The sequence below is a fragment of the Nocardia sp. NPDC024068 genome, from assembly GCF_040638875.1.
In the GTDB taxonomy this organism is placed as follows: domain Bacteria; phylum Actinomycetota; class Actinomycetes; order Mycobacteriales; family Mycobacteriaceae; genus Nocardia.
Genome location: NZ_JBEZYU010000058.1, coordinates 1 through 24947, shown reverse-complemented (window position 1 = coordinate 24947; position 24947 = coordinate 1). Strand labels below are relative to the sequence as shown.

The window sequence follows — 24947 nt, the reverse complement described above, 5'->3', positions numbered from 1 at the left end:
CGGCGCTGACTACGTCACCAACACCGGGTGAATAACCTGGTGACCACCCCGGTAGCCGTCACTGGGGTGCGGCGCAGGGGTCGTCGCCGGCGTTGACGTGTTCGAGGTCGGTCGGCAGTTCCACCGGCCCGGCGGTGGTGGGCGGTACCTCGGTGATCGGGCTCCCGACCGGTGTCGGCTCGTTGACCACCTGCTGGTAATTCTCGCCGAGTACCAGCTCGACCAGGCTGTCCAGCGAATCGTCGAGCTCCATGGCGGCGCCGGGGATGGCGCTGGCCACGGTCGCCGCTTCCGCCTCGTGCCCGGTGGAGTAACGGACCTTGGTCTCGGCGGCGTTGCCCTCGGTGTAGTTACCGACGTTGTAGATGCCGAAACCCATATTGGAGAGCTGGCTCGCGGCGGTGCTCGCCAGGCCGGAGATCCCCGACCCGTTGGACACCTGCAGCGACAGGGTGCTCGGATCGACCGCGGTCAGCGACGGCGGCACCTCCACCTCCGCGGTCGGCGGCGGCGCCGGTGCGGTCTTCTCGCCCGGCAGCGGCTGGTCGTCGCGGATGGCCCGGAAGATCGCCTGGATATCGGAGGTACGCGGAATCTCGTTGCCGTAGGACGTGGTTCCCGCGGTGGGAACGGTCAGGAAGGTGACGGCGCCGGATTCCAGATCCTGCAGCGAGCGGCCCAGCATCAGCAGATCGTTGGGGTTCACCTTGTCGACGAAGGTTGCGGCCGTGAAGGCCTTGATGAACCCGTTGAGTTTGCCGGGATCCAGCAGCACCCGCCCCGACAGCGCGCCGCGCAGCAGCGAAGCCAGGAATTTCTGCTGCCGGTTGATCCGGTCGTAGTCGCTGCGCTCCTCGCCGTACACGTGCCGCGCCCGGACGTACTTCAGGGCGGTGACGCCGTCGACCCGGTGCCGTCCGGCTTCCGGAACGATGGTGCCGAGGACACCGTCTTCCAGCGGCTGGGAAACGCAGACCTCGACACCGCCGACCTGGTTGACCATCTGCTCGAAACCGGCGAAATCGATACCGATGAAGTGGTTGATGGTGCTGCCGGTGAGCCGCTGGACGGTGGTGACCAGGCATTTCGGTCCGCCGAGGGCGTACACCGCGTTGAGTTTGTCGCCCATCGCCGAGGGATACATCTCCTCGGTGTAGTTGGCGTTGTCGTTGTCCCAGCGCGCGCATTCGGGACGGGTGACGTCCAAATCGCGGGGGAAGGACACGACCACCACACGGCCCCGGTTCTTCGGGATGTGTACCAGCATGGTGGTGTCCGCGCGGGCGCCCTCGGCGTCCTCGACAGTTCCGGCGCCCACGTCGCCGTTCACTCCGGCCCGGGTATCGGTGCCCACGATCAGGTAGTTCTCGTCGCCGAGCTGTGCGTTGGCGTCGATAACATCCTGTTCGTTCTCACCGAGCGCCGAGACCTGGGTGAATCCGTTGTTCGTCGCCCGCAGGTAGCTCCAGCCGCCGCCGGTGATGAGCAGTGCCAGCACCGAGAAGAAGGCGACGGTGACGCGACCGGCGAGGCGCAGACGCCGGTTGCCGCGTGGCGGCACGGTCGCCGCCCGTCTGGGTTTTCCGACGGTTTCCGGGGCGGCGGGTTCGGAGGTCGGCCAGCCGCCGGTATCGGTGCGGCCGTTGACCCGGACGTCGTCCTCGCCGACGGGTTGCATGACATCGGTGACGACCTCGGCGCCCGGCGCCGCGACGGCCGCGGCCTTGTTACCGCGGCCGGGTGTGCTGCGTGGTTGCCGGAAGCGTTTACGGCCCGGCTCGCTACCTGGTCGCGGACCGCCGCGAGCCGGGTCGGGCGGTTGCGGCACAGCCGTGGTCACCTCGGGGTCCGCGGGCGGTGTCGCGGCCGGCCGCTGTCCGGTCGGCGGCCGTTTCGGCGGACCCTCGGGTGCCTGTTGGACGGGTGGGCCGGCCGGTGGCCGGCCCTCGGCCGCCGGCCGTGCGCCGGTCGCGGCGGGCGGGGCATCGGCGGCGGGTCGTGGTCGGCCGCCGGCGGGGCGCGGGGGTGGCGGCGGCTTCTGTTCGGTGCCACGCTGCGGAGGCGGCGGAGGCGCGGTCCGGCCGCCCGGGGGCTGCGGGCGGTCCGGCCGGCGTGGGCCGGGTCCGGGGGGCGGTGCGGACCCGGGAGGTGGCGCGGAAGGACGTGGGCCGGGTCCGGCCTGTGCCGGTGTCCCCCCGGTTGGAGGCTGACCCGGAGCGGCCGGACGGCCGGGACCCGCCGGCGGTGCGGACGGCCGATTCGGCCGGCCGGGCGCACCATCGGGTCCGGGTCCGGGTCCGGGTCCGGGTCCGGGTCGGTCCGGCCGCACCCGCTGTTCGCCGCCTTGGCGCGGCGGCCCCGACGGACGCCCGGGGGGCTGCTGCTGCGGCGGAGCGGGAGCCTGCGGTGGCGGGCTCGTGGGCGCGGTGTGGCGGCCGGAGTCGCCCTCGCGCCGTCGTACCGTGCGCTCGCTGTCGACGCGTTCGACCAGATCCTGAACCGTCAGTGGCGCCGGGTTCTCCGGCGTCTCCGGCTGCCGTTGCCGCCGGGCCCCCTGTGCGCCGTCCATATCGGGGGACTCCGCCGTGGGATACCGCTCCCACGGTGCGCGACCTCCGGGCCTTGGAGAACGCCCGTGCCGATCGTCACCCAACTGATGAACCTCGCTTTTCCGCAACTCGCTGCCGCCACAGCCGTGCTCGAAAGGCTGCGCGGGATTCCGCAATGATAACGATTTCGCCACCGAGGGCCACTCGGACTGTACGTGATGGTCTGTGACGAAGGTGATGCTGGAAAGTTGCCTGCGATTATGTTTTCACGGGCGCGCCGATGGGCCGGTGCAGTGGGCTCCGGCGTGTCGGCGCGGTCAGCCGCCGCTGTGCATCACATCGGCCGCGGCGGGGACGGTGTGATCGTCCGGGTCGTCGAGCCAGCCGTGCGGCAGCGCGACTTTGCCCGGCGAACCCTGTCGCCCTCGCGGACCTTCCGCGTCCTTCGGGAAGGGGACGGTGTGATCGAGCTGGGCGATCAGCCCGTCCAGTTCGGCGAGGGTGGAGACGGTGGCGAAACTGCGTCGCAGCTCGGCCCCGAGCGGAAAGCCCATGAAGTACCAGGCCATATGTTTGCGCAGGTCGCGCATGCCCTTCTCTTCGCCGTGGTGTTCGGCGAGCAGGCCGGCGTGGCGGGCCAGGATGGTGCCGACCCCGCCGAGGTCCGGTGGGGTCGGAGCGGGTTCACCGCGCAGCGCCGCGCTCAGTTCCCCGAACAACCAGGGCCGGCCGAGGCAGCCGCGACCGACGACCACGCCGTCGCATCCGGTCTGTGCCATCATCGCGACCGCGTCGCCGGCGGTGAAGATATCCCCGTTGCCGAGTACCGGGATCGTGGTGACGGCTTCCTTGAGCCGGGCGATGGCCGACCAGTCGGCGGTACCCGAATAGCGCTGGGCGGCGGTGCGAGCGTGCAGGGATACCGCCGCGGCGCCCTCGGCCTCGGCGATGCGGCCGGTATCGAGGTGGGTGCGGTGGTCGTCGTCGATGCCGATCCGGAATTTCATGGTGACCGGAACGCCCGCCGGTTCGGCGGCCCGCACCATCTCCCGGACGATCGAGGCGAAGAGGTTGCGTTTGTAGGGCAGGGCGGCCCCGCCGCCGAGCCGGGTGACCTTGGGTACAGGGCAGCCGAGGTTCATATCGATATGGTCGGCCCAGCCCTCGCCGACGATGATGCGCACGGCCTCGCCCAGGGTTTTCGGGTCCACGCCGTACAGCTGCATCGAGCGGGGCGATTCGCCTTCGTCGAACGACATCATGTGCAGCGTTTTCTCATTGCGCTCCACGACCGCGCGGGCGGTGATCATCTCGCAGACATAGATCGCCGAGGAACTGCCGAACTCCCGGCAGAGCTTCCGGAAGGCCAGATTCGTGATCCCGGCCATCGGGGCGAGGACCACCGGCGGGTCGACCGGGTAGGGGCCGATCCGCAAACCTGTCTCCTGCTCTACTTCTGTCTGCACGAGAATCCATTTTCCCTGTGGAACGGGCGGGGGTCACTATCGGGTGGCTCACCGGGCGGCACTAGCCTCGGGTGCGCCGGATTGCCCGCCGCCCGTTTCCGCTGGACACGGCCGGGTACGAGCAGCGGGAACACGAGCGGAAGAGGACAGGAACGAGTATGGCCGAGACCACCGACGACAGCGGCCGCGGCCAGAGCGATACCGCGGCCGGCCCGGAACGCGGAAGCGACTCCGTGCCCGGCAGCCGCGTGGCCGCCGCCGACCGGGCGGGCACCGTATCCGTCCGGGTATCCACCCTGGTCCGCGGTGCGCTCATGGTCGCCTTGGCCGCCTTGGCGGTGGTGTTCGCCGTCCTCTATTTCACCGCGCGTGGTGAACTGGCCGACCGCGACGAGCAGGCGGCCGACAACGGGCACGCCGAGCAGGTGGCGACCGATTACGCGGTCGGCGCGGCCACGGTGAACTTCCGCGACCTCGACGCCTGGATCGCCGGACTGAAGAAGAACACCACACCGCAGCTGGCGGGCAAGTTCGACGAGACGGCGCCGAAGCTCGAGCAGATCCTGGTGCCGCTGCAGTGGACCTCGACCGCCACACCGATCACCGCCAAGGTGATGTCGGAGCAGGACGGCGTCTATCAGGTCAACGTATTCGTCGACGTGACCTCGACCAATGCCCAGAATCCGGACGGCACCCAGACCACGGTCACCTACACCGTGAGTGTGGACGAGAACGCGGGTTGGCAGATCACCGATGTCGGTGGGGTGGACGGCGCGCTGCCGATGAAGTGATCCGCGGTCGCGCGCCCTGCGTCGCGGGGGCGCCGCGGATACGAAGAAGCCGCCGGGACGAATCCCGGCGGCTTCACCTGTTCGGAGCGCGGTCGATCAGGCGTTGACCGACGCGAGCTGCTTTTCGCGCTTGGCCGCCTCGCGAGCCAGCATCCGGTCGCGCTGCTCCTCGAACTTGACGACATCCTGGGAGAGCTTGTCCAGGAAATTGCCGAGGCGCTCCCGGGTCTGCTCACCGTGGGCGGTGAAATCGGTACGACCGAAGATGTCCCATTTCTTGAGGACCGGCTGGACGACCTCTTCCAGATGCTGACGCAGGTCGTAGATACCGTGCTTGGCCATCAGTACACCGTTGCGCCGGAAATTCGGCATTCCGGCGCCCGGCATCTGGAAGTTCTCCAGGATCAGGGTGATGGCGTCGAGTGCCTGGTCCGGGCACAGATCGAGGGCCGCACCGCACATATTGCGGTAGAAGATCATGTGCAGGTTCTCGTCGGCCGCGATGCGCTGCAGCATCCGGTCGGCGATGGCGTCATCGCAGACCTTGCCGGTGTTGCGATGCGAGACGCGGGTGGCCAGTTCTTGGAATGTCACGTACGCGACCGAGTGCAGGAACCCCGCATCGGCTTCGGCGGGGGAGGCGAAACCGTTGGTCATATGAACCATCCGAGCCTGTTCGAGCGCGACCGGATCGACGCCGCGGGTGACCACCAGGTAGTCGCGCATCGCGATGCCGTGCCGGTTCTCCTCGGCGGTCCACCGGCCGACCCAGGTGCCCCAGGCCCCGTCCTGCGAGAAATTCTCGGCGATCTCGCGGTGGTAGGAGGGCAGGTTGTCCTCGGTGAGCAGGTTGGTGATCATGGCCGCCTTGGCGACCTCGCTGAGCTTGGATTGTTCGGGGTCCCAATCCTGTCCGCCGAGCGCGGCGAAGTTGCGACCCTCGTCCCACGGGACGTAGTCGTGCGGATGCCACTCTTTTGCCAAGGAGAGGTGCCGGTTGACGTTCTGCTCGGCAACCGGCTCCAACTCGGTGAGCAGCTCGAGTTGAGTCAGATCCCTTGCCATGTGATCAAGCCCTTCATACGTTGCGTTCGTGCGGGTCACCTGTTGTAGACCGTTGCCGATGCGGCCCTACCTTACGGCACCGTAGGTGTGATGCGAAACGCATCCGACCGAGAAAGAGTGCATGGTGGCACGTGTTTCTGTCACGGGCGGCCGACCTCGATTGTATGGCCCGGAACCCGGTCACGGAATTATCGAACACTCATCGGATCACGTTACCGCCGGTGGGAAATGCCACAGCGGATGAGCGCGTCCGCGCACCGGAGATACACCGTCGCGGCGGGCCGTCCTGCTCAGTGGAGCGGCGGTGCGGATTCCGCTGTCCGCGCGGATCCGGCGATGCCCCGCCGGGCCGGGGCCGGATGTGCCGGGGCCGGTCACAGTCGGTGTGGGGCAAACCTGTCGGAACTCACAGTCGCGCCGGAGTGGATCAGCGGTCCGGAGACGAGGCGGGCGCCCGATCCGAGGACCGGGCGCCCGGGTTGTGCCCCCACCAGGGCTCGAACCTGGGACCTGCGGATTAAAAGTCCGTAGCTCTACCAACTGAGCTATAGGGGCGCGGGCGCAAGTGTAATGGGATGGCCGGGTTTTCTCGTAATCGGGCCGCCACGCTGGTGCTTTCTGTCACTAGGCGCCGGCGCCGGCGTGCCGTGACGGCGGGCCGGTCTCCGGTGTCATCGGGCGAGGTGGTGGCGCTGCGTGAGCGGTTCGGCCGGGTGCTGCGGACGCCGGACCATACTCCTGGGTTCCGAATCGCGGTACCTGCGGCATTGTTGATACAACGGGTAGCACGATACGATTCAAATATGTTGGATACCAATGCCTTTGGATCGGTAAAGGCGGCTTTCGCCCAGGGGCGGGTTCCGATGCCGCTTTTTCCGGGGTACGGCCGGCTCGTGATCGCTCGCGAGCGCGGCGGAATGGGTCGCGGAGCGGGAGTGGCCGGCTGAGTTTCGGCGACTTTCCGTCCGGGTGATGAATATCCAGCACTGTCAGGGGAATCGGTGTGTCGGCGGGCGCTGTGCGCGTACCGGATCCCGGCGCCGGAACGGCGGTCGGCAACCTCGGATTACCGCGTGCCGGTACGAGATTCCGAGTACCGTGACAATTCAGCGAATTCGGGGTGTGACGCGGGTCGATGCTGCGGGAGGCGGATCGGGGACGAGGTAGAGCGCAACGGAATGCCCGGATGCGCACCCCCTGCGGCGCACCCGGGCTATCGAATTATACCAGCCGGTGTGTTTCTTTCCCCGGCGGATTTCCGTACCAAAAGTTTGAGACAGGGCGTTAAAACCGACCGAAAGTCGGATTTGCACAACAGGATAAGTTCGCGACCTCGGCACCCGTCAAAGGCAGCTGATCGGTCGCGGGCATTCCGCAGGAAAAACCCCGGCGGATTGCACAAGGCTTCGGAGGCGTTTCGAGCATGGCACGGCAGCAAGAGCGGGCCCGTCGGACACGGGCAGCGATTATCCGGTCCGCCGCCGTTGAGTTCGGGAAGAGCGGCTACGCCGCGGCTTCGCTCAACCATATTCTGGAAGGGTCGCGAGCGACCAAGGGCGCCATGTACTTTCATTTCGATTCGAAGGAAGATCTGGCGCGGGCCGTACTCGATTCGGCGATCGAGCGGTACGGGCTCACCATCGATCGCTGGTTGCTCCGCACCGAACTGGGGCCACTCGATATTCTGCACGGCGTTCTGGACGAGCTGGCGCTGCGGCTGGAGCACGACATCATCGTGCAGGCCGAATTCCGATTGGTCATCGATCCCGGTTTCCAGCGTCAGGGGCGCGGCGGATGCCGGATGCTCTCCTCGGTCGTCCGGACCCTGACCGTGGGCGCGATCGAGAAGGAGCAGTTACGTCCGGACACCGACCCCGATCGGTTCACCCGGACCCTCGCCGGCGCGCTCATCGGTCAGCGCTACATGGTCGACGCGCATCAGGGTGGACCGAATCTGCGCACCCGGTTCCGGGAATCGCTGGAAGTGGTCGTGCAGGCCTGCTGCACCTCGGCGTGGACCGAAACCTTCCAGCAGCACGGGTGGCGCGCGAGCGCGCGTCTGGAGGAACTGGGTTCGACCATCTGACCAGCAGATTTGGGAAATTACTCCACCCTGTCATAAGCTATGCGAGCTCCCAACGGACAGCCGTTGAAAAGCCGGTCCGGAGAGATCCGGGACGAGCCCCCTTCGTCTAGCGGCCTAGGACGCCGCCCTTTCAAGGCGGTAGCGCGGGTTCGAATCCCGTAGGGGGTACGACCTATGAAAATAGGTCGCACACAGCAAGGCCCTGTGGCGCAGTTGGTTAGCGCGCCGCCCTGTCACGGCGGAGGTCGCGGGTTCGAGTCCCGTCAGGGTCGCCCCAGTGGGTGCCGGAGCAATCCGGCTCCATCGGATGGCATTCGTTCCGGGTGCCTGCGGCCAGGTAGCTCAGTTGGTACGAGCGTTCGCCTGAAAAGCGAAAGGTCGCCGGTTCGATCCCGGCCCTGGCCACAATCAACCCCCTGATCATTGCGATCGGGGGGTTTCTGCTCGTTCGGGCCCGGCGCGGATGGAATGCTTGGGGGATGGCCGAACGGTGGTACTACTGCTTGAAACATCAGCGCGCCGAGCGTGGTCGTCAGTGCTGGTTCCGCGACCGGATGGGACCGTATCCGGATCGCGCGACCGCCGAGCGTGCTCTCGATATCGTGCGGCAGCGCAACGCCGCCCAGGACGCGGCGGACCGATCCTGGCGCGAAGGGGATTGATCAGCGAATATGCCCGGTTCGCCCTGCTTTCGGCGGCTATGACCGGTGCGCTGCAGCCCGGGGTCGGCGGTTGGGCTACCGTTCACGGGTAATACGTAGCGAAGCTCGCGGCCCGTGGACCGGCTGACGGGCGAGACCAGGTGAGCAGGGAGGGCGACCCTTGAGGGTTACCGTTGTTGTGCCGACCTACAACGAGCGGGACAATCTGCCGGTTGCGGTGGAGCGGCTCACCGCGCTGCCCGTGCCCGACCTGCGTGTGCTGGTAGTGGACGACAACTCTCCGGACGGTACCGGTGAGGTGGCGGACAAGCTGGCCCTGGACCTGCCGAACGTGGTGACGGTACTGCATCGCACCGAGAAGGACGGGCTGGGCCGCGCCTATATCGCCGGGATCACCCGAGCCCTCGAGGAGGGGGCGGAGGTGGTGATCCAGATGGATGCCGACCTGTCCCATCCCGCCGAGGTCATTCCCGCCATGCTCGAGGAGCTGGCCCGGCCGGGTACGGGCGTGGTCGTGGGATCGCGCTACGTGCCGGGCGGTTCGACAGCCGCCGAGTGGAAGTGGTACCGCAAGGCGCTCTCCGCGTGGGCGAACTTCTACGTCAACGCGATCCTGCGGCTCGGCATCAAGGACGCCACCGCCGGTTTCAAGGCATGGGAAGCCGATACGCTACGGGCCATCGAGATCGGGTCGATCCAGAGCAACGGCTACTCGTTCCAGGTGGAGATGAACTACCGGACCAAGAAGCAGGGCATCGGTATCGCCGAGGTGCCGATCCGCTTCGAGGAGCGGACCCTCGGAGCGTCCAAGATGAGCCTGTCGGTGCAGCTGGAATCAGCCCTCATGCCGTGGAAGTTGCTGTTCGGGCGCGCTCTCTAGCGATCCACCCGCGGGCAGGTCGAGCAACGTGTCCAGGTACTGCCGCCGGACGGCGGCCACGGTTTCGTCTAGATTCGCCGGATCGCCGATCGTGATCGGCGGCAGGATCGTCACATCGACCGTTCCCGGACGCGCGATCATCGAATCGCGGCGGCCGATATCGGCGGCGTTGCGGATCACCACCGGGATCAGCGGAACCCCTGCCTGCGCGGCGATATGGAACGCGCCCTTCTTGAACCGGCCCGGATGCGGGGTGTAGGAACGGGTCCCCTCCGGGGCGATGGCGATGGACAGGCCGTCGTTCAAGGTGTGCACCACCGGTGCCAGCGAGGCCTTGGCGCGTTCGGTGTCGGAACGGTCGATGAAGGTGACGCCCACGAACCGCATGAGCGGCCCGAACACGGGGTTGCGGATCAACTCTTTCTTCCCGACGCCGGTGACCCCGGCGCCCAGAGCCGTCGGGACGATGAACACATCGAACTGGCTCTGATGGTTGAACAGGAACACCGCGGGCCGCGGCGTACGGGCGTGCTCGGCGCCGGTGACCCGCAGCCGGATACCGCAGACCCGCAGCGGCCACGAGGCGCCGTATTTCAGGAGCGCGTCGGCCATGGTCCGGCGGTCGCGAGTATGTAGTTTGCTGAGTACGCCGAACAGTGCGCCGCCGAGGAGAGCCGCGAATCCGAGCAGGGTGCGCAGCCGGTCACCGGCGGTGGGGGCCGTCCGGGGCGCGACGGTGGGTATCGCCCAGCCGTACTCCGCCGCCGCGGCGGCCAGCGCGGGATCGGGGGCGATCGCGACTGCGGTCCCGGCGCGGGCCAGCAGCGGCAGATCGGTGGAACTGCCGGAGTAGGCGTAGCTACGCGCGAGGTCGATACCCCGGGAGCCGGCGAATTCGGCGACCGCCGCGACCTTGTCCGGTCCGTAGGGCACCGGGCCGTCCAGGAGGCCGGTCAGCCGGCCCGCGTCGACAGCCGGCCGGGATCCCACCACTTCCGTGATTCCGAGCGCCGCGGCGGCGGGCCGCAGCTGCTGTTCGGTGGAGGTTCCGGCGAGCAGCACCGTATGCCCGGCCTCGATATGTTCCTGGATCAGCCGCCAGACCTCCGGATACAGCTGGTCGTACCAACCGCGTTCGAACAGGCGCTTGCCCAGCGCGCTCAGTTCCTCCGGCGTGCGTCCGGCCGTACGGGCGACGGCGGATTCGACGGCATCGGCCCCGGCGCGCTCGGCGCTGTGACGCATCTGTTCGAGGAAGGCACTGACCAGTTCCCGATCGGCCCCCCGGCTCCGCCGGCCCGCCTCCCATCGCAGTTGCGCGGCCGCGGAGAGATCTACGATGGCGGCGATACCGGGACCCCTGGGGCCCGACCGGATCGCGGCGACGAGTCCGTCGATGGTCCCGGTCTCCGCGCCCCGGCCGGGTTCCGCGGCCGCGGCGGCCGCGCCGCTCATCGGGGTCCGCCCGCGGGGAGATTGGAGGGGTCCAGCGCGGCGGCCCGCGATATGCGGATACCGATCGTGCGCAGCCGGTCGGCGAATTCCCGGCGCCGCTGCGCCAGTTCGGCCGCGGATTCCTCCGAATCCGGGTCGGCGGGTTCGAGGAGCCGGTAGTTGTCGGCCAGCTTCAGGGCGCTGCCGAAAAGTTCGGTGGATACGGATTCGGTGCTGTGCAGCCGCTGCTGCAACAGCATTTGATTGCCCACCGAGACGCATTCGGAGACGAACGCCTTGCGGTCGATCGTCGCCGCCGGTTCCCGGGCCTCCAATCGTTCGGCCACCACCAGTTGCGCATCGAAGAACGAACGCAGCACCCGGTGGGCCATCATGAAACCGCTGCCGGTGAGCGCGGCCAGGATTTCGCTGCCGAGGGTATCGCGGGGCCGGGTCCGCCAGCCGGGATCGACCAACAGCATCTCCGCGGTGATCCGTTCGGAGAATTCCGCCCGGTCCGGGAAGAAGAACTCGAATTTCAGCAGATCGCGCAGCCGGTACGCCTCTTCCCAGCCGACGCCGAGGGCATCGGTATCGGGTCCGACGGCGCCGGTGGGATCCTCGGGCGCGGCCTCGACGGCCGCCAGGATCGCCAGTTCCAGAATCGCGCGGTCGGCGAACCAGTGCACCGCGCTGTTGCGGTAGAACGCTGCCTCGAGATGTGCGCCGGGCTCGATCGAGTACACCGGCTCCACGCCGCTGCGGTATACGGTGACGACCTTCGCGAGGGAGAGCTGTTCGAGGACGACGGCCAGGCTCTGCTCGTTGCGGAGCTGGGCGATCTCACCGCGGGGCAGGTCTCGCGCTTCGATGTAGTCCAGGACCGGGCCCAGCACCTCGTACACCTGGGCCAGGGTCAGGGCGCGCTGATGGACGCCGAGCAGTGCCAGGGCGACCAGGGCGTTGACCGTGATCGGGGTGACCGCGTTGATACCCACGGCCACTTCGAAGGCGAGCCGCTGCACCGCCCGCCGCTCTTTCTCGCCGAGCTGGTCACTGAGTCTGTCCAGTTCGGATCCGGCCGGTGTGCGGGTGGCGGCGTCGGTGTGGTGCAGCGGAATGGTGACCGGGGGCTCCGAAAGCGGATCACCGTGGGCGGCGAGGCGGTCGCGCGCCGACAGCGGGGCACCGAATCGGACGTACACGTGCCCGGCCGAATGCTGCTGATTGCGGACGTAGCGGGCCAGCCAGGCCAGACCCTCGGGTTTCTTCCGGCCGCCCACCTGTTCGTCGGCGATGGCGCCGAGTTCGTTGAGTCGCTCGTAGGTGATCGACACCGGGACCAGCAGCGCGTCGGCGACGCGGTCCCGGCGCACGGACGCGGCCAGATAGTTCAGCAGGCCGTATCGCGGGGGCCGGAGTTTGCCGGTGCGGGTGCGACCGCCCTCGAAATACCATTCCAGGTTGAATCGCCGCGACAGCAGATATCCGAAGTACTCCTCGACCACCGCCTGGTACACGGTATCGCCGGCGAAGCTGCGCCGGATGAAGATGGTGCCCGTCCGGCGGGCGATCGGGCCCATCGGCCAGAAACGCAGGTTCGCGCCGCCGACGACGTGGTTGGGCGGGAAATCGTTGCGGGCCAGTACGTCGCCGAGTACGAACGCGTCCACATAGGACCGGTGTGACGGCAGGAACACCAGCGGATGGCTCCGGTTGAGTTCGCGCAATGCGGCGAGCCCGGATTCGTCGCAGTCCACATTCCAGGTCGACGCGTGCACGGGCCGCATGGCCTGGGTGAACAGATCCGAGACGGTCCGGCTCTGCGCCGCGACCAATTCGTTGAGGGCCTTCTCGGCCCGCCGGTGCACATCCTGGGGGTCGGCGCCCGTTTCGTCGGCGATCAGTTCCAGGCGGCGCAGGAAATCGGGGGAGTCCAGGATCTCCTCGGCGACCAGCCGCGGAATCTTGTACCGGTCGCCGATCACGGTGCGTTCGGCGCGTTCCAGCGCGAGCACCGCCGCGCGTACCACCGCCCGCGCGAACGGTTCGGTGGTGCCGCTGCGCTGCAGCGCAGCGGCCTCGGGATTGTTGGCGCGCAGTTCGCTGAGCCGGGCCGGCGCGCCGGTGAGTACCAGATGGCGGTCCGGGGCGGTCGCGACGAGGCGTCGCTGGGCGAGCCGATTGGGCCGGCGGGGATTGGTGAGCAGCGCCATATCGCCGAATGTGACCCGCCGGACCCCGTCGCGTTCGGGCGGCAGCCACAGCACCCGGACCGGGACCACCAGCGGATCGTCGACGCGTCCGGTGAGGCGGCCGGCCACGGCGGCCGCGTCGAGATCCAGTTGGGTCACCGGGGCGTCCACGCCCAGTTCGGCGGCTATGCCGCCGTCCGCGAGCCAGCGGCCGATGAGTTCGCGCTCGGTGACCGACGTCGAATCCACCAGTGCGACCACTGATTCCGGTGGGCTGTCGGGTGGCGCGGACACTCCTCCGCTGTGCTCGATCATGCTGTGGATCCTCTGCGTCGGACGGGTGGGTTCGCGGCGTGCCGGTGATCGTGACGAGTGAGGCACTTCGGGGTGGCACCGGGGTCGGCCGCAGGCTGTGAAGTTACTCGATGCAACAACTATGGACGGCCGACGCGCTGTCCGGGTGGTTTGAGCGGTTTCCGTTCGATCGAGGACCCGTACCCAGAAAAGGTAATGCTAACCTTACTTCCGAGTTGGGTCGGTTAGCCTTGGAGGATCGTTGTCGACCACTGACGAACGTTTACGCGTCGAATATGTCACCGACCCGGCGGCAGCTATGTCCCGCCTGGCCGCCGAAGAACGATTCGGCGAATACGTTGTCTACGAACGCGGCGGCGAATGGGTCTTCGCCGCCGATCCGATCGGCGCGGTCGAATTGGACAGCGACGAGCTGCGGATCCACTGGGCGGGGGAGACCACCGCGAAACCGTGGACCGGGAGCCCGGCCGAGGTGATGGACGAGGTGCTCTCCGGACTGCCGATGACCGGCCGCAATGCCTACGGCTGGGTCGGATTCGAATTCTGCGCGTACTCGCTCGGCGCCGTCGAGTACCTGCGCCCGGCGACCCCCCTGGTCCGTCTTATCGTGCCCCGGGTGGAGGTGCGCATCGATACGGCGGGCAAGGTCTGGGTCACCGGCGCCGCCGCGGCGGAGGCCACCTTCCTGCTCGATACCGTCGTCCGGTCGCGAGACCTCCCGCTGCCACAGCCGTTTCCGGTCGATATCCGCACCGACGACACCGGTTATCGCGAGCGGGTCGCGCAGGCCGTCGACGAGATCGGAGCGGGCCGGTACCGGAAGGTCATCCTCTCGCGGAAGGTGGAACTCCCTTTCGCCGTGGACATCCCCGCGACCTACCGGCTCGGGCGCGCGAACAACACCCCGGCCCGCTCTTTCCTGCTCGGCCTGGGCGGGTTGCAGGCGGCCGGGTTCAGCCCCGAACTGGTGCTCTCGGTGAGCGACGACCGGACGGTCACCACCGAACCCCTCGCCGGGACCCGCGCGTTCGGACTCGGCGCCGAAATCGACAGCGCGGCCCGGACGGATCTGGTGAACGATCCGAAGGAGATCGTGGAGCACGCCATGAGCGTGCAGACCTGCTTCGCCGAGATCACCGAGATCGCCGAGCCGGGCACCACCTCGGTCTCGGATTTCATGGCCGTCCGCGAACGCGGCAGCGTCCAGCATCTGGCGTCGACCGTCCGGGGCCGGCTGGCGGCCGGGCGCAGTGCCTGGGACGCGCTCGATGCGCTCTTTCCCTCGGTCACCGCCTCGGGCGTGCCGAAACGACCGGGAGTGGACTCGATTTTCCGCTCCGATCCGCCACGCGGGCTGTACTCGGGTGCGGTGCTGATGGTCTCGCCGACCGGTGCGCTGGAGGCGGCCCTGGTGCTGCGCGCGGTGTATCAGAACGACGCGGGCGCGTGGCTGCGGGCGGGCGCGGGGGTGGTGGCGCAGTCGCGGCCCGAGCGTGAATTCGAGGAGACCTGCGAGAAACTCAACAGCGTCGCGCCGTACGTGGTACGGGCCCGGTAGCCGGGCTGCGTGGTGCGGGCCCGATCGCCGGGCCGTGGCGGCTGCACCTCCGATCCGGGCGCATCCACAATATGAGCAACCCCCGCGCGGCGAAGCCGCGCCGAAAACGCGGAAAGGTGCCGCCGCTTCCGGAGGTCTCATCACTGCGCGCGCAGTGCTTTCTTGTCGATCTTGCCGACCGCGGTGACCGGCAGGGTCTCGGCCCGGCGCAGGACATCGGGGAGTTTGAAGGTCGCCAGGCCGCGGCCGGTGAGGAATTCCTTGATCTCGGCCAGTGTCGGCATCGTCTCGGTGACGACCAGTACCGCGCAGACCTTCTCTCCCAGACCGGGATCGGGCAGGCCGACCGCCGCGGCGTGGCGCACCGCGGGATGCGCGAGCAGATGCTCCTCGAGCTCGTCGCAGGAGACGTTCTCCCCGCCCCGGTTGATCACATCCTTGATCCGGCCGGAGACCACCAGATGGCCGCTCGGGAGGCGGCGCACCAGATCGCCACTGCGGTAGTAGCCGTCGGGAGTGAAGGCGCGGGCATTGTGTTCGGCGGCGCGGTAGTAGCCGCGCAGGGTGTACGGGCCCCGGGTGAGCAGTTCGCCCTCGGCGCCGTCGGCGATATCGGCGCCGTCCTCGTCCACGACCCGGATCTCGTCGGCGGGGCACAGCGGCCGGCCCTGGGTGGTGCAGATGAGGTCCGGGTCGTCGTCGAGGCGGGTGAAGTTGAGCAGGCCCTCGGCCATACCGAAGACCTGTTGCAGGGTCACGTTCAGTGCGGGAGCGACTTCGCGCGCGTTCACCTCCGCCAATTTGGCGCCACCGACCTGCAGCAGGCGCAAGGAGGAGATATCGGCGACCTCCCACTCCACCGCGGCCGACCACAGCTGCGCCAGGGGCGGCACCACCGCCGTGACGGTGACCCCGAGGCGCTCGATTGTCGCGAACACGCTCTCCGGGCTCGGGTCGGCGGTGAAGGCCAGTGCGCCGCCGGTTGCCACGGTGCCGAGAATGCCGGGGCAGGCCAGTGGGAAGTTGTGCGCCGCGGGCAGGGTGGCCAGGTAGACGTCCGCTTCGCCGAGTTCGCAGACTGCGGCGCTGGCGGTGGCGTTGTAGACGTAATCGTCATGGGTGCGGGCGATGAGCTTCGGCAGCCCGGTGGTGCCACCCGACACCAGCATCAGCGCGATATCGGCGGGGTCCGGGGCCGGGAGCGTGCCCGAATCCCGGGCGATGGACATGAGGTCGGTGAATTCCCCGGGGTCGCCCAGTACCAGGACGTGACGCAGTGATCGGACGGCGTCGCGCACGGTCGCGGCCAGTTCGCGGTAGTCGAAATCGCCGTGCCGGTCGGCGATCAGGTAAGCGACCGCGCCGGACAATTCGGCGAGATGCTCGATCTCGGCGCGGCGGTGGGCCGGGAGGGTGAGAACCGGGATGATTCCGGCCCGCAGCAGACCGAACAGCACGATCGCGAACTCGGGAGCGTTCGGGAGCTGCACGACCACGCGGTCACCGGGGGCGATCCCGAGGGCGAGGAATCCGTAGGCCATCCTGTCGGCCTCGGTGTCGAGTTCGGCGTAGGTCAACGGCCGATCGCCGAGGAGCGCCGGCCGGGCGGGCAGCCGGTGCGCGGTATCGCGCAGCAGCTCGCCCACGGTGGTGCCCGTCCAGTAGCCGGCGGCCCGGTAGGCGTCGGCGAAGTCCGCCGGGAAGGGAACATAACCGTCACGGTGGGTGCCGGCGGCGGTGGAAGTCACGATATGCCTCTTGGAAAGCTGGGACCCGAATGCGTGTGCGGCGCGCTCCTGGTCTGAGAATAGGTTAGGCAACCCTACCTATTTTGGAAAGGGGTGGGTATCTCATCCGCTGGTAGCGGACCGTATCCGAATCCCGGGCCCGGCCGCCCGGCCCTGCGATCGTCGTATCCGGTGCGCGGCGCCGCCGCGCATTAGACTCGGCCCATGAGTGGTTGGGGCGTCGGGGACATCCCGGATCAGCAGGGTCGGACCTTCATCATCACCGGGGCGAACAGCGGGCTGGGCGCGGTGGCCGCCCGGGCGCTCGCCGGGGCGGGAGCGCAGGTGGTCCTGGCCTGCCGGAATCTGGACAAGGCGCGCGCCGTCGCGGACGAGATCGGGGAGCGGGCGGTCGTCCGGCACCTCGACCTGGCCGATCTGTCCTCGGTGCGGACGTTCGCCGCCGAGGTGGAGAGCGCGAACGTCCTGATCAACAATGCGGGCGTCATGGCGCTGCCGCTGCGCCGGACCGCCGACGGGTTCGAAATGCAGGTCGGCACCAACCACCTCGGCCATTTCGCGCTCACCGGCCTACTGCTGGGCAAGATCAGCGAACGAATCGTCACGGTTTCCAGCAGCGCCCACACCATGGGCGCCATCGACCTCGACGACCTCAACTGGGAACGCCGGCCCTATAAGCGCTGGGCTGCCTACGGTCAGTCGAAACTCGCGAATCTGCTGTTCAGCTTCGAGTTGCAGCGCCGGCTGACCGCCGCCGGATCGGCGAAACTGGCGATCGCCGCGCATCCGGGATACGCGGCCACCGATCTGCAGTCGCATACCGAATCCATCCTGGACAAGGTGATGGCCATCGGTAACAAACTCGCGCAGAGCGCGGAGATGGGCGCGTTGCCGGAACTGTTCGCCGCCACGGCCACCGTCCGCCCGGGCGGCTACTACGGGCCCACCGGGCTGGGCGGCTCTCGTGGATATCCGGGCCCCTCGGGCTGTTCCAAGCGGGCCAAGGATCAACTCACCGCCCGCTCGCTGTGGGATCTGTCGGAGCGGCTGACCGGGGTGAAGTTCGACTTCACGGCCTGACGGGCCGATCCACCGGAAAAGAACTCTCGCGGGTATGTCACATCTTCTCGGTGCGCGTCGTCTACCTGACAAGAACGCAGCGATGAAAGGACAACGCGATGGAACCCCGTATGAACGTCTTCGAGAACAAGGTCACCGCGAGCTTCGCCCGCCGGCTGATCACCGCCGAGAAGGCGGTCGCCGATTCGGGCCTGCCCGCCGCCACCCACGAACTCGTGAAGATCCGGGTCAGCCAGATCAACGGCTGCTCGTTCTGCGTGGATATGCACACCAAGGACGCCGCGCACGCCGGGGAGACCCCGACGCGGATCAACCTGGTCGCCGCCTGGCGCGAGGCGACGGTGTTCACCGAACCCGAACGCGCGGCCCTGGAGCTCGCCGAGGCCGCCACCCGGCTGGCCGACGGCGGCGGCGTGAACGACGAGACCTGGCAGCGGGTGCGTAAGCACTACGACGACGAGCAGATCGGCGGGCTCACGGCGGCGATCGCGGCTATCAACACCTGGAACCGGCTCAATGCCATCGCGCACACTCCGGCCGGTAGCTACGAGCCCGGTCAGTTCTGAATCGGAACCGGGGCGGAATTGTGTCAACTATCACTTCGATCCGGGCTGATTCCGCCCCGGATTCACCTCGCCGGTTCATCCTGGTAACCTGATCGACCGTGCAGCGCGTGTATTTCTGGTTTAGCAAGCCGGCCCGGGGCGGGTCGGTCTGCGGCAACCACGCGCGCTGACCAGTTCACCCCGAGCCGGACGACCGGCTCGACGGGGATTGTTCCGTGGGTCGGCATGAACGAGAAGGACACCCACGATGACCACCGCAGTCGATATCGACGCCACACATTCTGATCTGGACGATCAACGCACCCTCAGTGTGAGCCCCTTACGCTCCCCGGCGGAGGTCCGCCGGGTGCACGCCATCACCGACGACCACGCCGCCACCGTTCGCGCCGGCCGCCGGTCCACCGTCGATGTGCTCAACGGCACCGATGACCGCCTCATGGTGATCGTGGGCCCGTGCTCGGTCCACGATCCCGCGGCCGCCCTCGACTACGCCCGGCGTCTCGCCGCCGTATCGGACGATCTGTCCGACCGGCTGCATCTGGTGATGCGGGTGTACTTCGAGAAGCCGCGCACCACCCTGGGGTGGAAGGGCCTGATCAACGATCCGCACCTCAACGGCAGTTTCGACGTCAACACAGGGCTGGGGATCGGCCGGCAGCTGCTGCTCGATATCACCGCGCTGGGATTGCCGGTGGCCTGTGAATTCCTCGACCCGATCACCCCCCAGTACATCTCCGATCTGGTGTCCTATGGCGCGATCGGTGCCCGTACCGCGGCCAGCCAGGTGCACCGCCAGCTCAGCAGTGCCCTGTCCATGCCGGTGGGGATCAAGAACGGCACCGACGGTGACGTACAGGTCGCGGTGGACGGTGTCCGGGCCGCCGCCGCGAGCCATGTGTTCCCCGGTACCGATCTGGAGGGTCGCTCGGCGCTCATCCAGACCGCCGGTAACGAGGACTGCCATGTGATCCTGCGCGGTGGATCCAACGGCCCCAACTACGACGCCGCGTCGGTGGCCGACGCCCGCGCCCTCCTGGAGAAGTCGAAATTGCCGCAGCGGATCGTCGTCGACGCCAGCCACGGCAACAGCAACAAGGACCATGAGCGCCAGCCGATCGTGGTCGCCGATATCGCCGAACGGCTGGCCGCCGGAGAGCCCGGTGTGGTGGGCGTGATGCTGGAGAGCTTCCTGGCCGCCGGCCGCCAGGACCTGACCCTGGGCAAGGCCGAGGACCTCACCTACGGTCAGTCGATCACCGATTCCTGCATGGACTGGGAGACCACCGCGGCCCAGCTGAACCGTCTCGCCGACGCGGTCGCGCAGCGGCGGCAGCGTTGACCTTCGTCGCGCAGCGGCGGTTTATGGTTGGCGCGCAGCGGCGGTTGACGGTTGGCGCGCAGCGGCGGTGAAGGTCTTCGCCGGCGGTGCCCGGCGCCGCGCCACGCGGACCGTGGGGTCCGCGGGCGCGGGCGGAGCATCTCGCCGGCGCCTCTCGTCCGTCGTGCCGGTATCGCGTCTCAGATCCCGGCCGGCCAGTTGCCCGCGGGGCCGGGTGGATCGGTCCGTAACCGGGCGGCCATCCAGTGGTCGCGCCGGACACCTCGATGCTCACTGCCGAGGCGGGCCAGCCCCTCATAGCGGAATCCGTGCTTCCGGGCGACCGCGGCCGACGGATGATTGCCGGTGAACGCGCGCCAGAAGATACGGATAAGCCCCATCCCATCCGGGTCGAAGCCGAAATCGCAGACGAGGGTCACGGCCCGCGAGATCAGCCCCTGTTTGCGGTGGCCGGGTGCGAGCCAGAAACCGATTTCGGCGGCGGTATCGTCCCGGGGCCGGCACCCCAGACTGACGGTGCCGATCAACCGGCCGTGCTCGGCGAGCCGGATACCCCAGATCGGTTTGCGGCCGGCCCAGCCCTCCGCGACGGTTTCACCGACGAAGTCCACCGCGTCCCGGCGCCCGTAGGGCCACGGAATCGTCACCCATTCGCGGATCGCCGGATCCTGGCAGCATTCGGTGATCGCGTCCAGATCCGACTCCACCGGCCGGCTCAGCCAGACGGTGCCATCGGTCAGTGTGCACTCCTCCATCTGCTACATGGTGGCAGCCGAGTCCCGTTGTGGCATCTGTTTTTCCTGGTCCGGTATGCCGGGGCGGCGCCGGCCGGAGGCAGGCCGGTCCGTAGAATCCGGGCGGTGGTAGCCGCGCTTCTCGCCGACCTGTTCGAATCGCATCGCGCGCATCTGCTCGGGGTGGCCTACCGGCTGACCGGCAGCGTCGCCGATGCCGAGGACGCGGTCCAGGAGAGCTGGCTGCGGCTGGCCGGCACCTCGCAATCGGAGATCCAGGATCTGCGGGCCTGGCTGACCACGGTGGTGTCCCGGTTGTGCCTGGACCGGCTGCGCAGCGCGGCGGTACGCCGGGAAAACTACGTGGGCCAGTGGCTTCCGGAACCCGTGGTGACCCCGTTCGCGCGGTCGGCGCATCCCGATCCGCTGGCCACGGTGGTGGCGCGCCAGGAATTCCGGTTGGCGGCACTGGTGGTGCTCGACCGGCTCACCCCACCGCAGCGGGTCGCGTTCGTTCTGCACGAAGGTCTGGATATCCCGTACGGGGAGATAGCCGCCATCCTCGACATCACCCCGGAGGCCGCGCGGCAGCTGGCGGCCCGGGCCCGGAAGGCCGTGCGGGAGCAGACCCCGGAAGCGGTGGCCGACAGTGAGCACGAGGCGGCGGTGCAGCGGCTGATGGTGGCGCTGGACCGCGGTGACACCGCCGCCGTGACGGCGGTTTTGCATCCGGACGCGGTGATGATCGGCGACAGCGGCGGCACCACCCCGACCGCCCGCAATGTGATCGTGGGGCCGGACAAGGTGGCGCGCCTGTTCGCCGGGCTCCTCCACCGCTACGGGCTGGACCGCCCCGGGGTGGACTTCCTGGCGTCCGGAGTCGAGTTCGTGCGAGTGAACGGCCAGCTCGGCGCGTTGGTGCACGGCCGCCCGGAGAGCGACGGGTATCCCGGATACCCGTCGCGGGTGATGGGGTTCACCGTGGTCGACGGCCGGGTCCGGGGCACCTACGACATTGCCAACCCGGCGAAGCTGACCGGTCTCCGGCTCGGCTGACCCGGAGTCGGCCCGGGACCGCTCCGGGCGGGAGAAAACCGGTCAGGCGGGGGCCGGACGGGTGCGGTCGGCGAGCAGCAGGGTCGCCATCGCGCCCAGTACCGTGCCCATCAGCCACCGCTGCACGCGCAGCCATACCGGACGACCGGCCAGGAACCCGGCGACCGTACCCGCGGTGGCGACGATGAGCGCGTTCACCACCAGCGCCACCGAGATCTGCACCGACCCCAGGCAGAGGCTCTGCCACCACACCGGACCGCTGCCGGGTGCGACGAACTGGGGTATCAGCGCCAGGTACATGACCGCGATCTTGGGATTGAGCAGGTTGGTCACCAGGCCCATCGTGAAAAGCCGCCCGGTGGACTCGCGCGGCAGCGGAGCCGGGGCGAACACCGAGGTCGCGCCGGGGCGGATCGTCTTCCACGCCAGCCACAGCAGATAAGCGGCCCCGGCGATCTTCAGTGCCGTGTAGAGCTGCGGAACCAGGGCGAAGACGGCGGTGATCCCGGTGGTCGCGGCGGTCAGGTACGCGCCGAATCCGGCCGCCACCCCGGCCAGCGAGATCAGGCCCGCCCGGCGGCCCTGCGCGATGGTCCGGGAGACCAGATACATCATGTTCGGACCGGGGGTGAGGACGAGCCCGAGCGCGGCCGCCGCCACCCCGGCCATCGCGGAGTACTCGATCATGGATCCCATCGTGGATGCGCCCGCGGCCGATGTCTCGGTCCAGTCGGCGGGCACTGGCCCCCCTGTTCGACCCGGGCCGCGGCCGCTGTCGGAGGGTTCGGGGACAATGGACGCCAGCCGAGGTGAGGAGGTGTCCCGTGCCGGACGGGCCACTTATCGTGCAGAGCGATAAAACAGTTCTTCTGGAAGTCGATCACGAACTCGCGGATGTGGCGCGGCAGGCGATCGCGCCGTTCGCCGAGCTGGAGCGGGCACCCGAGCATGTGCACACCTACCGGGTGACCCCGCTGGCGCTGTGGAACGCGCGGGCGGCGGGCCACGACGCCGAGCAGGTGGTCGACGCGCTGGTCGGGCATTCGCGCTTCCCGGTCCCGCAGCCGCTGCTGGTCGATATCGTCGATACGATGGCCCGCTACGGGCGGTTGCAGCTGGTCAAGCATCCGGCGCACGGGTTGACGCTGGTCAGTCTGGACCGCGCGGTGCTCGCGGAGGTACTCCGGCACAAGAAGATCGCACCCATGCTGGGCGAGCGTCTCGACGAGGACACCGTGCTGGTGCATCCGTCGGAACGGGGCCACATCAAACAGCAACTGCTCAAGATCGGCTGGCCGGCCGAGGACCTCGCCGGCTACGTCGACGGGGAAGCCCACGACATCGATCTGGACTTCCAGGGTGCGAGCTGGCAGCTGCGCGACTATCAGGAGATGGCCGCCGATTCGTTCTGGGCCGGCGGGTCGGGAGTGGTGGTGCTGCCGTGCGGTGCGGGCAAGACCATGGTGGGCGCCGCCGCGATGGCCCGGGCCAAGGCCACCACCCTCATCCTGGTGACCAACACCGTCGCCGGCCGGCAGTGGCGGCGGGAGCTGATCGCGCGCACCTCGCTCACCGACGAGGAGATCGGCGAGTACTCCGGGGAACGCAAGGAGATCCGCCCCGTCACCATCGCCACCTACCAGGTCATCACCCGGAAATCGAAAGGCGAATACAAGCACCTCGAACTCTTCGACAGCCGCGACTGGGGCCTGGTGATCTACGACGAGGTGCATCTGCTGCCCGCCCCCGTATTCCGCATGACCGCGGATCTGCAGTCGCGGCGACGCCTGGGTCTCACCGCGACCCTGGTCCGCGAGGACGGCCGCGAAGGCGATGTGTTCTCGCTGATCGGGCCGAAACGCTACGACGCGCCGTGGAAGGATATCGAGGCCCAGGGCTGGATCGCCCCGGCCGACTGCGTCGAAGTCCGGGTGACCCTCACCGACGCCGAGCGGATGTCCTACGCGACCGCGGAACCCGAGGAACGCTACAAGCTCTGCTCCACCGCCCGCACCAAGATCGCGGTCGTGGAATCCATCCTGGCCCGACACCGCTCGGCGCCGACCTTGGTGATCGGCGCGTACCTCGAACAGCTGGAGGAGCTGGGCACCGCGCTGAACGCGCCGGTGATCCAGGGTTCCACCAAGAACAAGGAACGGGAGGCGCTATTCGACGCCTTCCGCAACGGCGAGATCCCGGTACTGGTGGTGAGCAAGGTCGCGAACTTCTCCATCGACCTGCCGGAAGCATCGGTCGCCGTACAGGTCTCCGGAACGTTCGGATCGCGGCAGGAAGAAGCCCAGCGGCTCGGGCGCCTGTTGCGACCCAAACACGACGGCGGTCAGGCGCATTTCTATTCGGTGGTCGCCCGTGACACCCTCGACGCCGACTACGCGGCCCACCGGCAGCGCTTCCTCGCCGAACAGGGATACGCCTACCGGATCGTCGATGCCGACGACCTGCTGGGACCCGCGGTCGGCCAGGGCGATCAATAAGGGACGGCCCGGACCCGGCGAACTGTGTTAGGAATGGCGACGTGCGACGCTTCGAATTCGCGGTGGACCGCCGGCACGCCCACGCGGTCAACGAAGTGCTCGCCGGACGCCGCCGGGTCCGTCTCGCCGCCGTCCCGGCCGCACTGCTCGCCGCCGCGGCCACCGCCTACCTGATCCGGCTCGGGCACCCTTGGTCCTACCCCCTGGCCCTGGCCTGCGCCCTGGGCGCCGCCACCGCACTCTGGGTGGCGCTGTGGGCGCCGCGGCGGGCCGGAATCGCGCGGCTCTACGCGGAAGGAGAGCTCGTACCCGCCGTCGTCACAGATACAAACGCCCGGGGCACGATTCTGCTCGCCCTGGTGAACGTCGCGAGCCGCGACACCGGGGAGTCGCGCCACGCCTTGGTGACCAAAAAAGTGCGCGTGCTCCCCGGACATCGGCTCGCCAAAGGCGAGCAGGTTCCGGCCATCGCGGTGCGCGGCGACCTCACCACCCGCTCGATCGGTCAGCGCTGGCTCCCGGTCGACACCATGCCGATCGCCTGGGGCACAGCGGATACCGCAGTGATAGACCGCGCACGAGCCGCCATCGACGAGGCCGAATGGTGCCTCTTGGCCGACAACCTCGCCCTCGCGGAGCAGGTGCACCGGAGCGCCACCAAACGCCTGCTGTTGTGATTTGGAGCGGCTCCTCGGCGGAGGGTGGGGAGGTGGGGTGAAGCGACCCCACCGCGAAGAGGGGGTTCGGGTGGACCCCTCCGCTAAGGGTCGGGATGGGTTGAAGCGGCCCCACCGCCAAGGAAGGTTCGGATCGACGCCTCCGTCAAGGGTCGGGCTGTAATTTTGGAGCGGCTCCGCCGCTCGAGGGTGGGGCCCTATTAACCCGGTTCTTCACTCCCGCCGGTCGGTCGCTGCGCTCCCTCCCTCTG

19 protein-coding genes and 4 tRNA genes are annotated in these 24947 nt (G+C 68.5%); 14 read left to right on the top strand and 9 right to left on the bottom strand.

All coding sequences use genetic code 11. From position 1 onward, the window contains the following. Positions 1-58 precede the first annotated feature (58 nt). Entirely contained in the window at positions 59-1267 is a 1209-nt protein-coding gene (locus tag AB0F41_RS27220) for an LCP family protein (RefSeq protein ID WP_357428627.1), read from the bottom strand. Positions 1268-2866: 1599 nt separating this feature from the next. Further along, entirely contained in the window at positions 2867-4015 is a 1149-nt protein-coding gene (gene dusB, locus AB0F41_RS27215; protein WP_357428613.1) for a tRNA dihydrouridine synthase DusB, read from the bottom strand. A 158-nt stretch (positions 4016-4173) separates the two neighbouring features. On the opposite strand from dusB, the gene AB0F41_RS27210 reads away from it, so the two are divergent. Then, the gene (locus tag AB0F41_RS27210; protein WP_357428611.1) at positions 4174-4806 is read left to right on the top strand and encodes a hypothetical protein; all 633 of its coding nucleotides are present in this window, start codon (positions 4174-4176) and stop codon (positions 4804-4806) included. A gap of 96 nt (positions 4807-4902) precedes the next feature. On the opposite strand, the gene AB0F41_RS27205 is transcribed toward AB0F41_RS27210, so the two are convergent. Continuing rightward, positions 4903-5871, bottom strand: a complete 969-nt coding sequence (locus AB0F41_RS27205; protein WP_357428609.1) for an acyl-ACP desaturase — start codon at positions 5869-5871, stop codon at positions 4903-4905. A gap of 482 nt (positions 5872-6353) precedes the next feature. Continuing rightward, a tRNA-Lys gene (locus AB0F41_RS27200) sits at positions 6354-6426 on the bottom strand. 868 nt (positions 6427-7294) lie between these two features. Here AB0F41_RS27200 and AB0F41_RS27195 point away from each other — a divergent pair. The 6 genes from AB0F41_RS27195 to AB0F41_RS27170 all read left to right on the top strand — a co-directional run bounded on the left by AB0F41_RS27195 (position 7295) and on the right by AB0F41_RS27170 (position 9499). Beyond that, the gene (locus tag AB0F41_RS27195; protein ID WP_357428607.1) at positions 7295-7957 is read left to right on the top strand and encodes a TetR/AcrR family transcriptional regulator; all 663 of its coding nucleotides are present in this window, start codon (positions 7295-7297) and stop codon (positions 7955-7957) included. Positions 7958-8052: 95 nt separating this feature from the next. Next, positions 8053-8125, top strand: a tRNA-Glu gene (locus AB0F41_RS27190). Between the two features lie 30 nt (positions 8126-8155). Then, positions 8156-8229, top strand: a tRNA-Asp gene (locus AB0F41_RS27185). A gap of 59 nt (positions 8230-8288) precedes the next feature. Continuing rightward, positions 8289-8362, top strand: a tRNA-Phe gene (locus AB0F41_RS27180). Between the two features lie 74 nt (positions 8363-8436). Beyond that, positions 8437-8619: a hypothetical protein gene (locus tag AB0F41_RS27175; RefSeq protein ID WP_357428605.1), complete on the top strand. Its 183-nt coding sequence runs from the start codon at positions 8437-8439 to the stop codon at positions 8617-8619. 160 nt (positions 8620-8779) lie between these two features. After that, positions 8780-9499 (top strand): polyprenol monophosphomannose synthase, encoded by a 720-nt coding sequence (locus AB0F41_RS27170; RefSeq protein WP_357428603.1) that lies wholly within the window; start codon positions 8780-8782, stop codon positions 9497-9499. Here AB0F41_RS27170 and AB0F41_RS27165 read toward each other — a convergent pair. Together AB0F41_RS27165 and AB0F41_RS27160 are read right to left on the bottom strand one after the other, a co-directional pair. After that, entirely contained in the window at positions 9455-10954 is a 1500-nt protein-coding gene (locus AB0F41_RS27165) for a 1-acylglycerol-3-phosphate O-acyltransferase (protein WP_357428601.1), read from the bottom strand. The two genes, AB0F41_RS27170 and AB0F41_RS27165, sit on opposite strands and share 45 nt — an antisense overlap. Further along, a complete protein-coding gene (locus AB0F41_RS27160; protein ID WP_357428599.1) occupies positions 10951-13443 on the bottom strand; it encodes a glycerol-3-phosphate 1-O-acyltransferase in 2493 nt (830 codons plus the stop codon). The genes AB0F41_RS27165 and AB0F41_RS27160 overlap by 4 nt, the downstream gene beginning before the upstream one ends. A 241-nt stretch (positions 13444-13684) precedes the next feature. On the opposite strand from AB0F41_RS27160, the gene AB0F41_RS27155 reads away from it, so the two are divergent. Beyond that, the gene (locus AB0F41_RS27155; protein ID WP_357428597.1) at positions 13685-15001 is read left to right on the top strand and encodes a salicylate synthase; all 1317 of its coding nucleotides are present in this window, start codon (positions 13685-13687) and stop codon (positions 14999-15001) included. 140 nt (positions 15002-15141) lie between these two features. Here AB0F41_RS27155 and AB0F41_RS27150 read toward each other — a convergent pair whose 3' ends face one another. Further along, complete coding sequence (locus tag AB0F41_RS27150; RefSeq protein WP_357428595.1) at positions 15142-16749, bottom strand: AMP-binding protein; 1608 nt, start codon at positions 16747-16749, stop codon at positions 15142-15144. Between the two features lie 204 nt (positions 16750-16953). Here AB0F41_RS27150 and AB0F41_RS27145 point away from each other — a divergent pair, with 204 nt between their 5' ends. The 3 genes from AB0F41_RS27145 (at position 16954) to AB0F41_RS27135 (ending at position 19734) form a co-directional block, all read left to right on the top strand. Then, positions 16954-17829, top strand: a complete 876-nt coding sequence (locus tag AB0F41_RS27145; RefSeq protein ID WP_357428593.1) for an oxidoreductase — start codon at positions 16954-16956, stop codon at positions 17827-17829. A 98-nt stretch (positions 17830-17927) separates the two neighbouring features. Next, positions 17928-18395: a carboxymuconolactone decarboxylase family protein gene (locus AB0F41_RS27140; protein WP_357428591.1), complete on the top strand. Its 468-nt coding sequence runs from the start codon at positions 17928-17930 to the stop codon at positions 18393-18395. A 247-nt stretch (positions 18396-18642) separates the two neighbouring features. Further along, positions 18643-19734: a 3-deoxy-7-phosphoheptulonate synthase gene (locus AB0F41_RS27135; RefSeq protein ID WP_357428589.1), complete on the top strand. Its 1092-nt coding sequence runs from the start codon at positions 18643-18645 to the stop codon at positions 19732-19734. Between the two features lie 179 nt (positions 19735-19913). On the opposite strand, the gene AB0F41_RS27130 is transcribed toward AB0F41_RS27135, so the two are convergent. Beyond that, on the bottom strand, positions 19914-20489 hold the full coding sequence (locus AB0F41_RS27130; RefSeq protein ID WP_357428587.1) for a GNAT family N-acetyltransferase: 576 nt from the start codon (positions 20487-20489) through the stop codon (positions 19914-19916). Between the two features lie 105 nt (positions 20490-20594). Between AB0F41_RS27130 and sigJ the strand changes: the two genes are divergently transcribed. After that, entirely contained in the window at positions 20595-21524 is a 930-nt protein-coding gene (gene sigJ / locus AB0F41_RS27125) for an RNA polymerase sigma factor SigJ (protein ID WP_357428585.1), read from the top strand. A gap of 42 nt (positions 21525-21566) precedes the next feature. On the opposite strand, the gene AB0F41_RS27120 is transcribed toward sigJ, so the two are convergent. After that, on the bottom strand, positions 21567-22211 hold the full coding sequence (locus AB0F41_RS27120; RefSeq protein WP_357428583.1) for a LysE family translocator: 645 nt from the start codon (positions 22209-22211) through the stop codon (positions 21567-21569). Positions 22212-22348: 137 nt separating this feature from the next. Here AB0F41_RS27120 and AB0F41_RS27115 point away from each other — a divergent pair, with 137 nt between their 5' ends. Together AB0F41_RS27115 and AB0F41_RS27110 are read left to right on the top strand one after the other, a co-directional pair. Next, a complete protein-coding gene (locus tag AB0F41_RS27115) occupies positions 22349-24019 on the top strand; it encodes a DNA repair helicase XPB (RefSeq protein WP_357428581.1) in 1671 nt (556 codons plus the stop codon). Positions 24020-24060: 41 nt separating this feature from the next. Beyond that, on the top strand, positions 24061-24696 hold the full coding sequence (locus tag AB0F41_RS27110; protein ID WP_357428579.1) for a DUF3239 domain-containing protein: 636 nt from the start codon (positions 24061-24063) through the stop codon (positions 24694-24696). Positions 24697-24947 lie beyond the last annotated feature (251 nt).

Excerpts from the sequence above, each read along its gene's own strand:
- AB0F41_RS27220 (WP_357428627.1), bottom strand. The coding sequence starts at position 1,267 with ATGCTGGTACACATCCCGAAGAACCGGGGCCGTGTGGTGGTCGTGTCC.
- AB0F41_RS27210 (WP_357428611.1), top strand. The coding sequence starts at position 4,174 with ATGGCCGAGACCACCGACGACAGCGGCCGCGGCCAGAGCGATACCGCG.
- AB0F41_RS27205 (WP_357428609.1), bottom strand. The coding sequence starts at position 5,871 with ATGGCAAGGGATCTGACTCAACTCGAGCTGCTCACCGAGTTGGAGCCG.
- AB0F41_RS27195 (WP_357428607.1), top strand. The coding sequence starts at position 7,295 with ATGGCACGGCAGCAAGAGCGGGCCCGTCGGACACGGGCAGCGATTATC.
- AB0F41_RS27175 (WP_357428605.1), top strand. The coding sequence starts at position 8,437 with ATGGCCGAACGGTGGTACTACTGCTTGAAACATCAGCGCGCCGAGCGT.
- AB0F41_RS27165 (WP_357428601.1), bottom strand. The coding sequence starts at position 10,954 with ATGAGCGGCGCGGCCGCCGCGGCCGCGGAACCCGGCCGGGGCGCGGAG.
- AB0F41_RS27160 (WP_357428599.1), bottom strand. The coding sequence starts at position 13,443 with ATGATCGAGCACAGCGGAGGAGTGTCCGCGCCACCCGACAGCCCACCG.
- AB0F41_RS27145 (WP_357428593.1), top strand. The coding sequence starts at position 16,954 with ATGAGTGGTTGGGGCGTCGGGGACATCCCGGATCAGCAGGGTCGGACC.
- AB0F41_RS27140 (WP_357428591.1), top strand. The coding sequence starts at position 17,928 with ATGGAACCCCGTATGAACGTCTTCGAGAACAAGGTCACCGCGAGCTTC.
- AB0F41_RS27135 (WP_357428589.1), top strand. The coding sequence starts at position 18,643 with ATGACCACCGCAGTCGATATCGACGCCACACATTCTGATCTGGACGAT.
- AB0F41_RS27130 (WP_357428587.1), bottom strand. The coding sequence starts at position 20,489 with ATGGAGGAGTGCACACTGACCGATGGCACCGTCTGGCTGAGCCGGCCG.
- AB0F41_RS27120 (WP_357428583.1), bottom strand. The coding sequence starts at position 22,211 with ATGATCGAGTACTCCGCGATGGCCGGGGTGGCGGCGGCCGCGCTCGGG.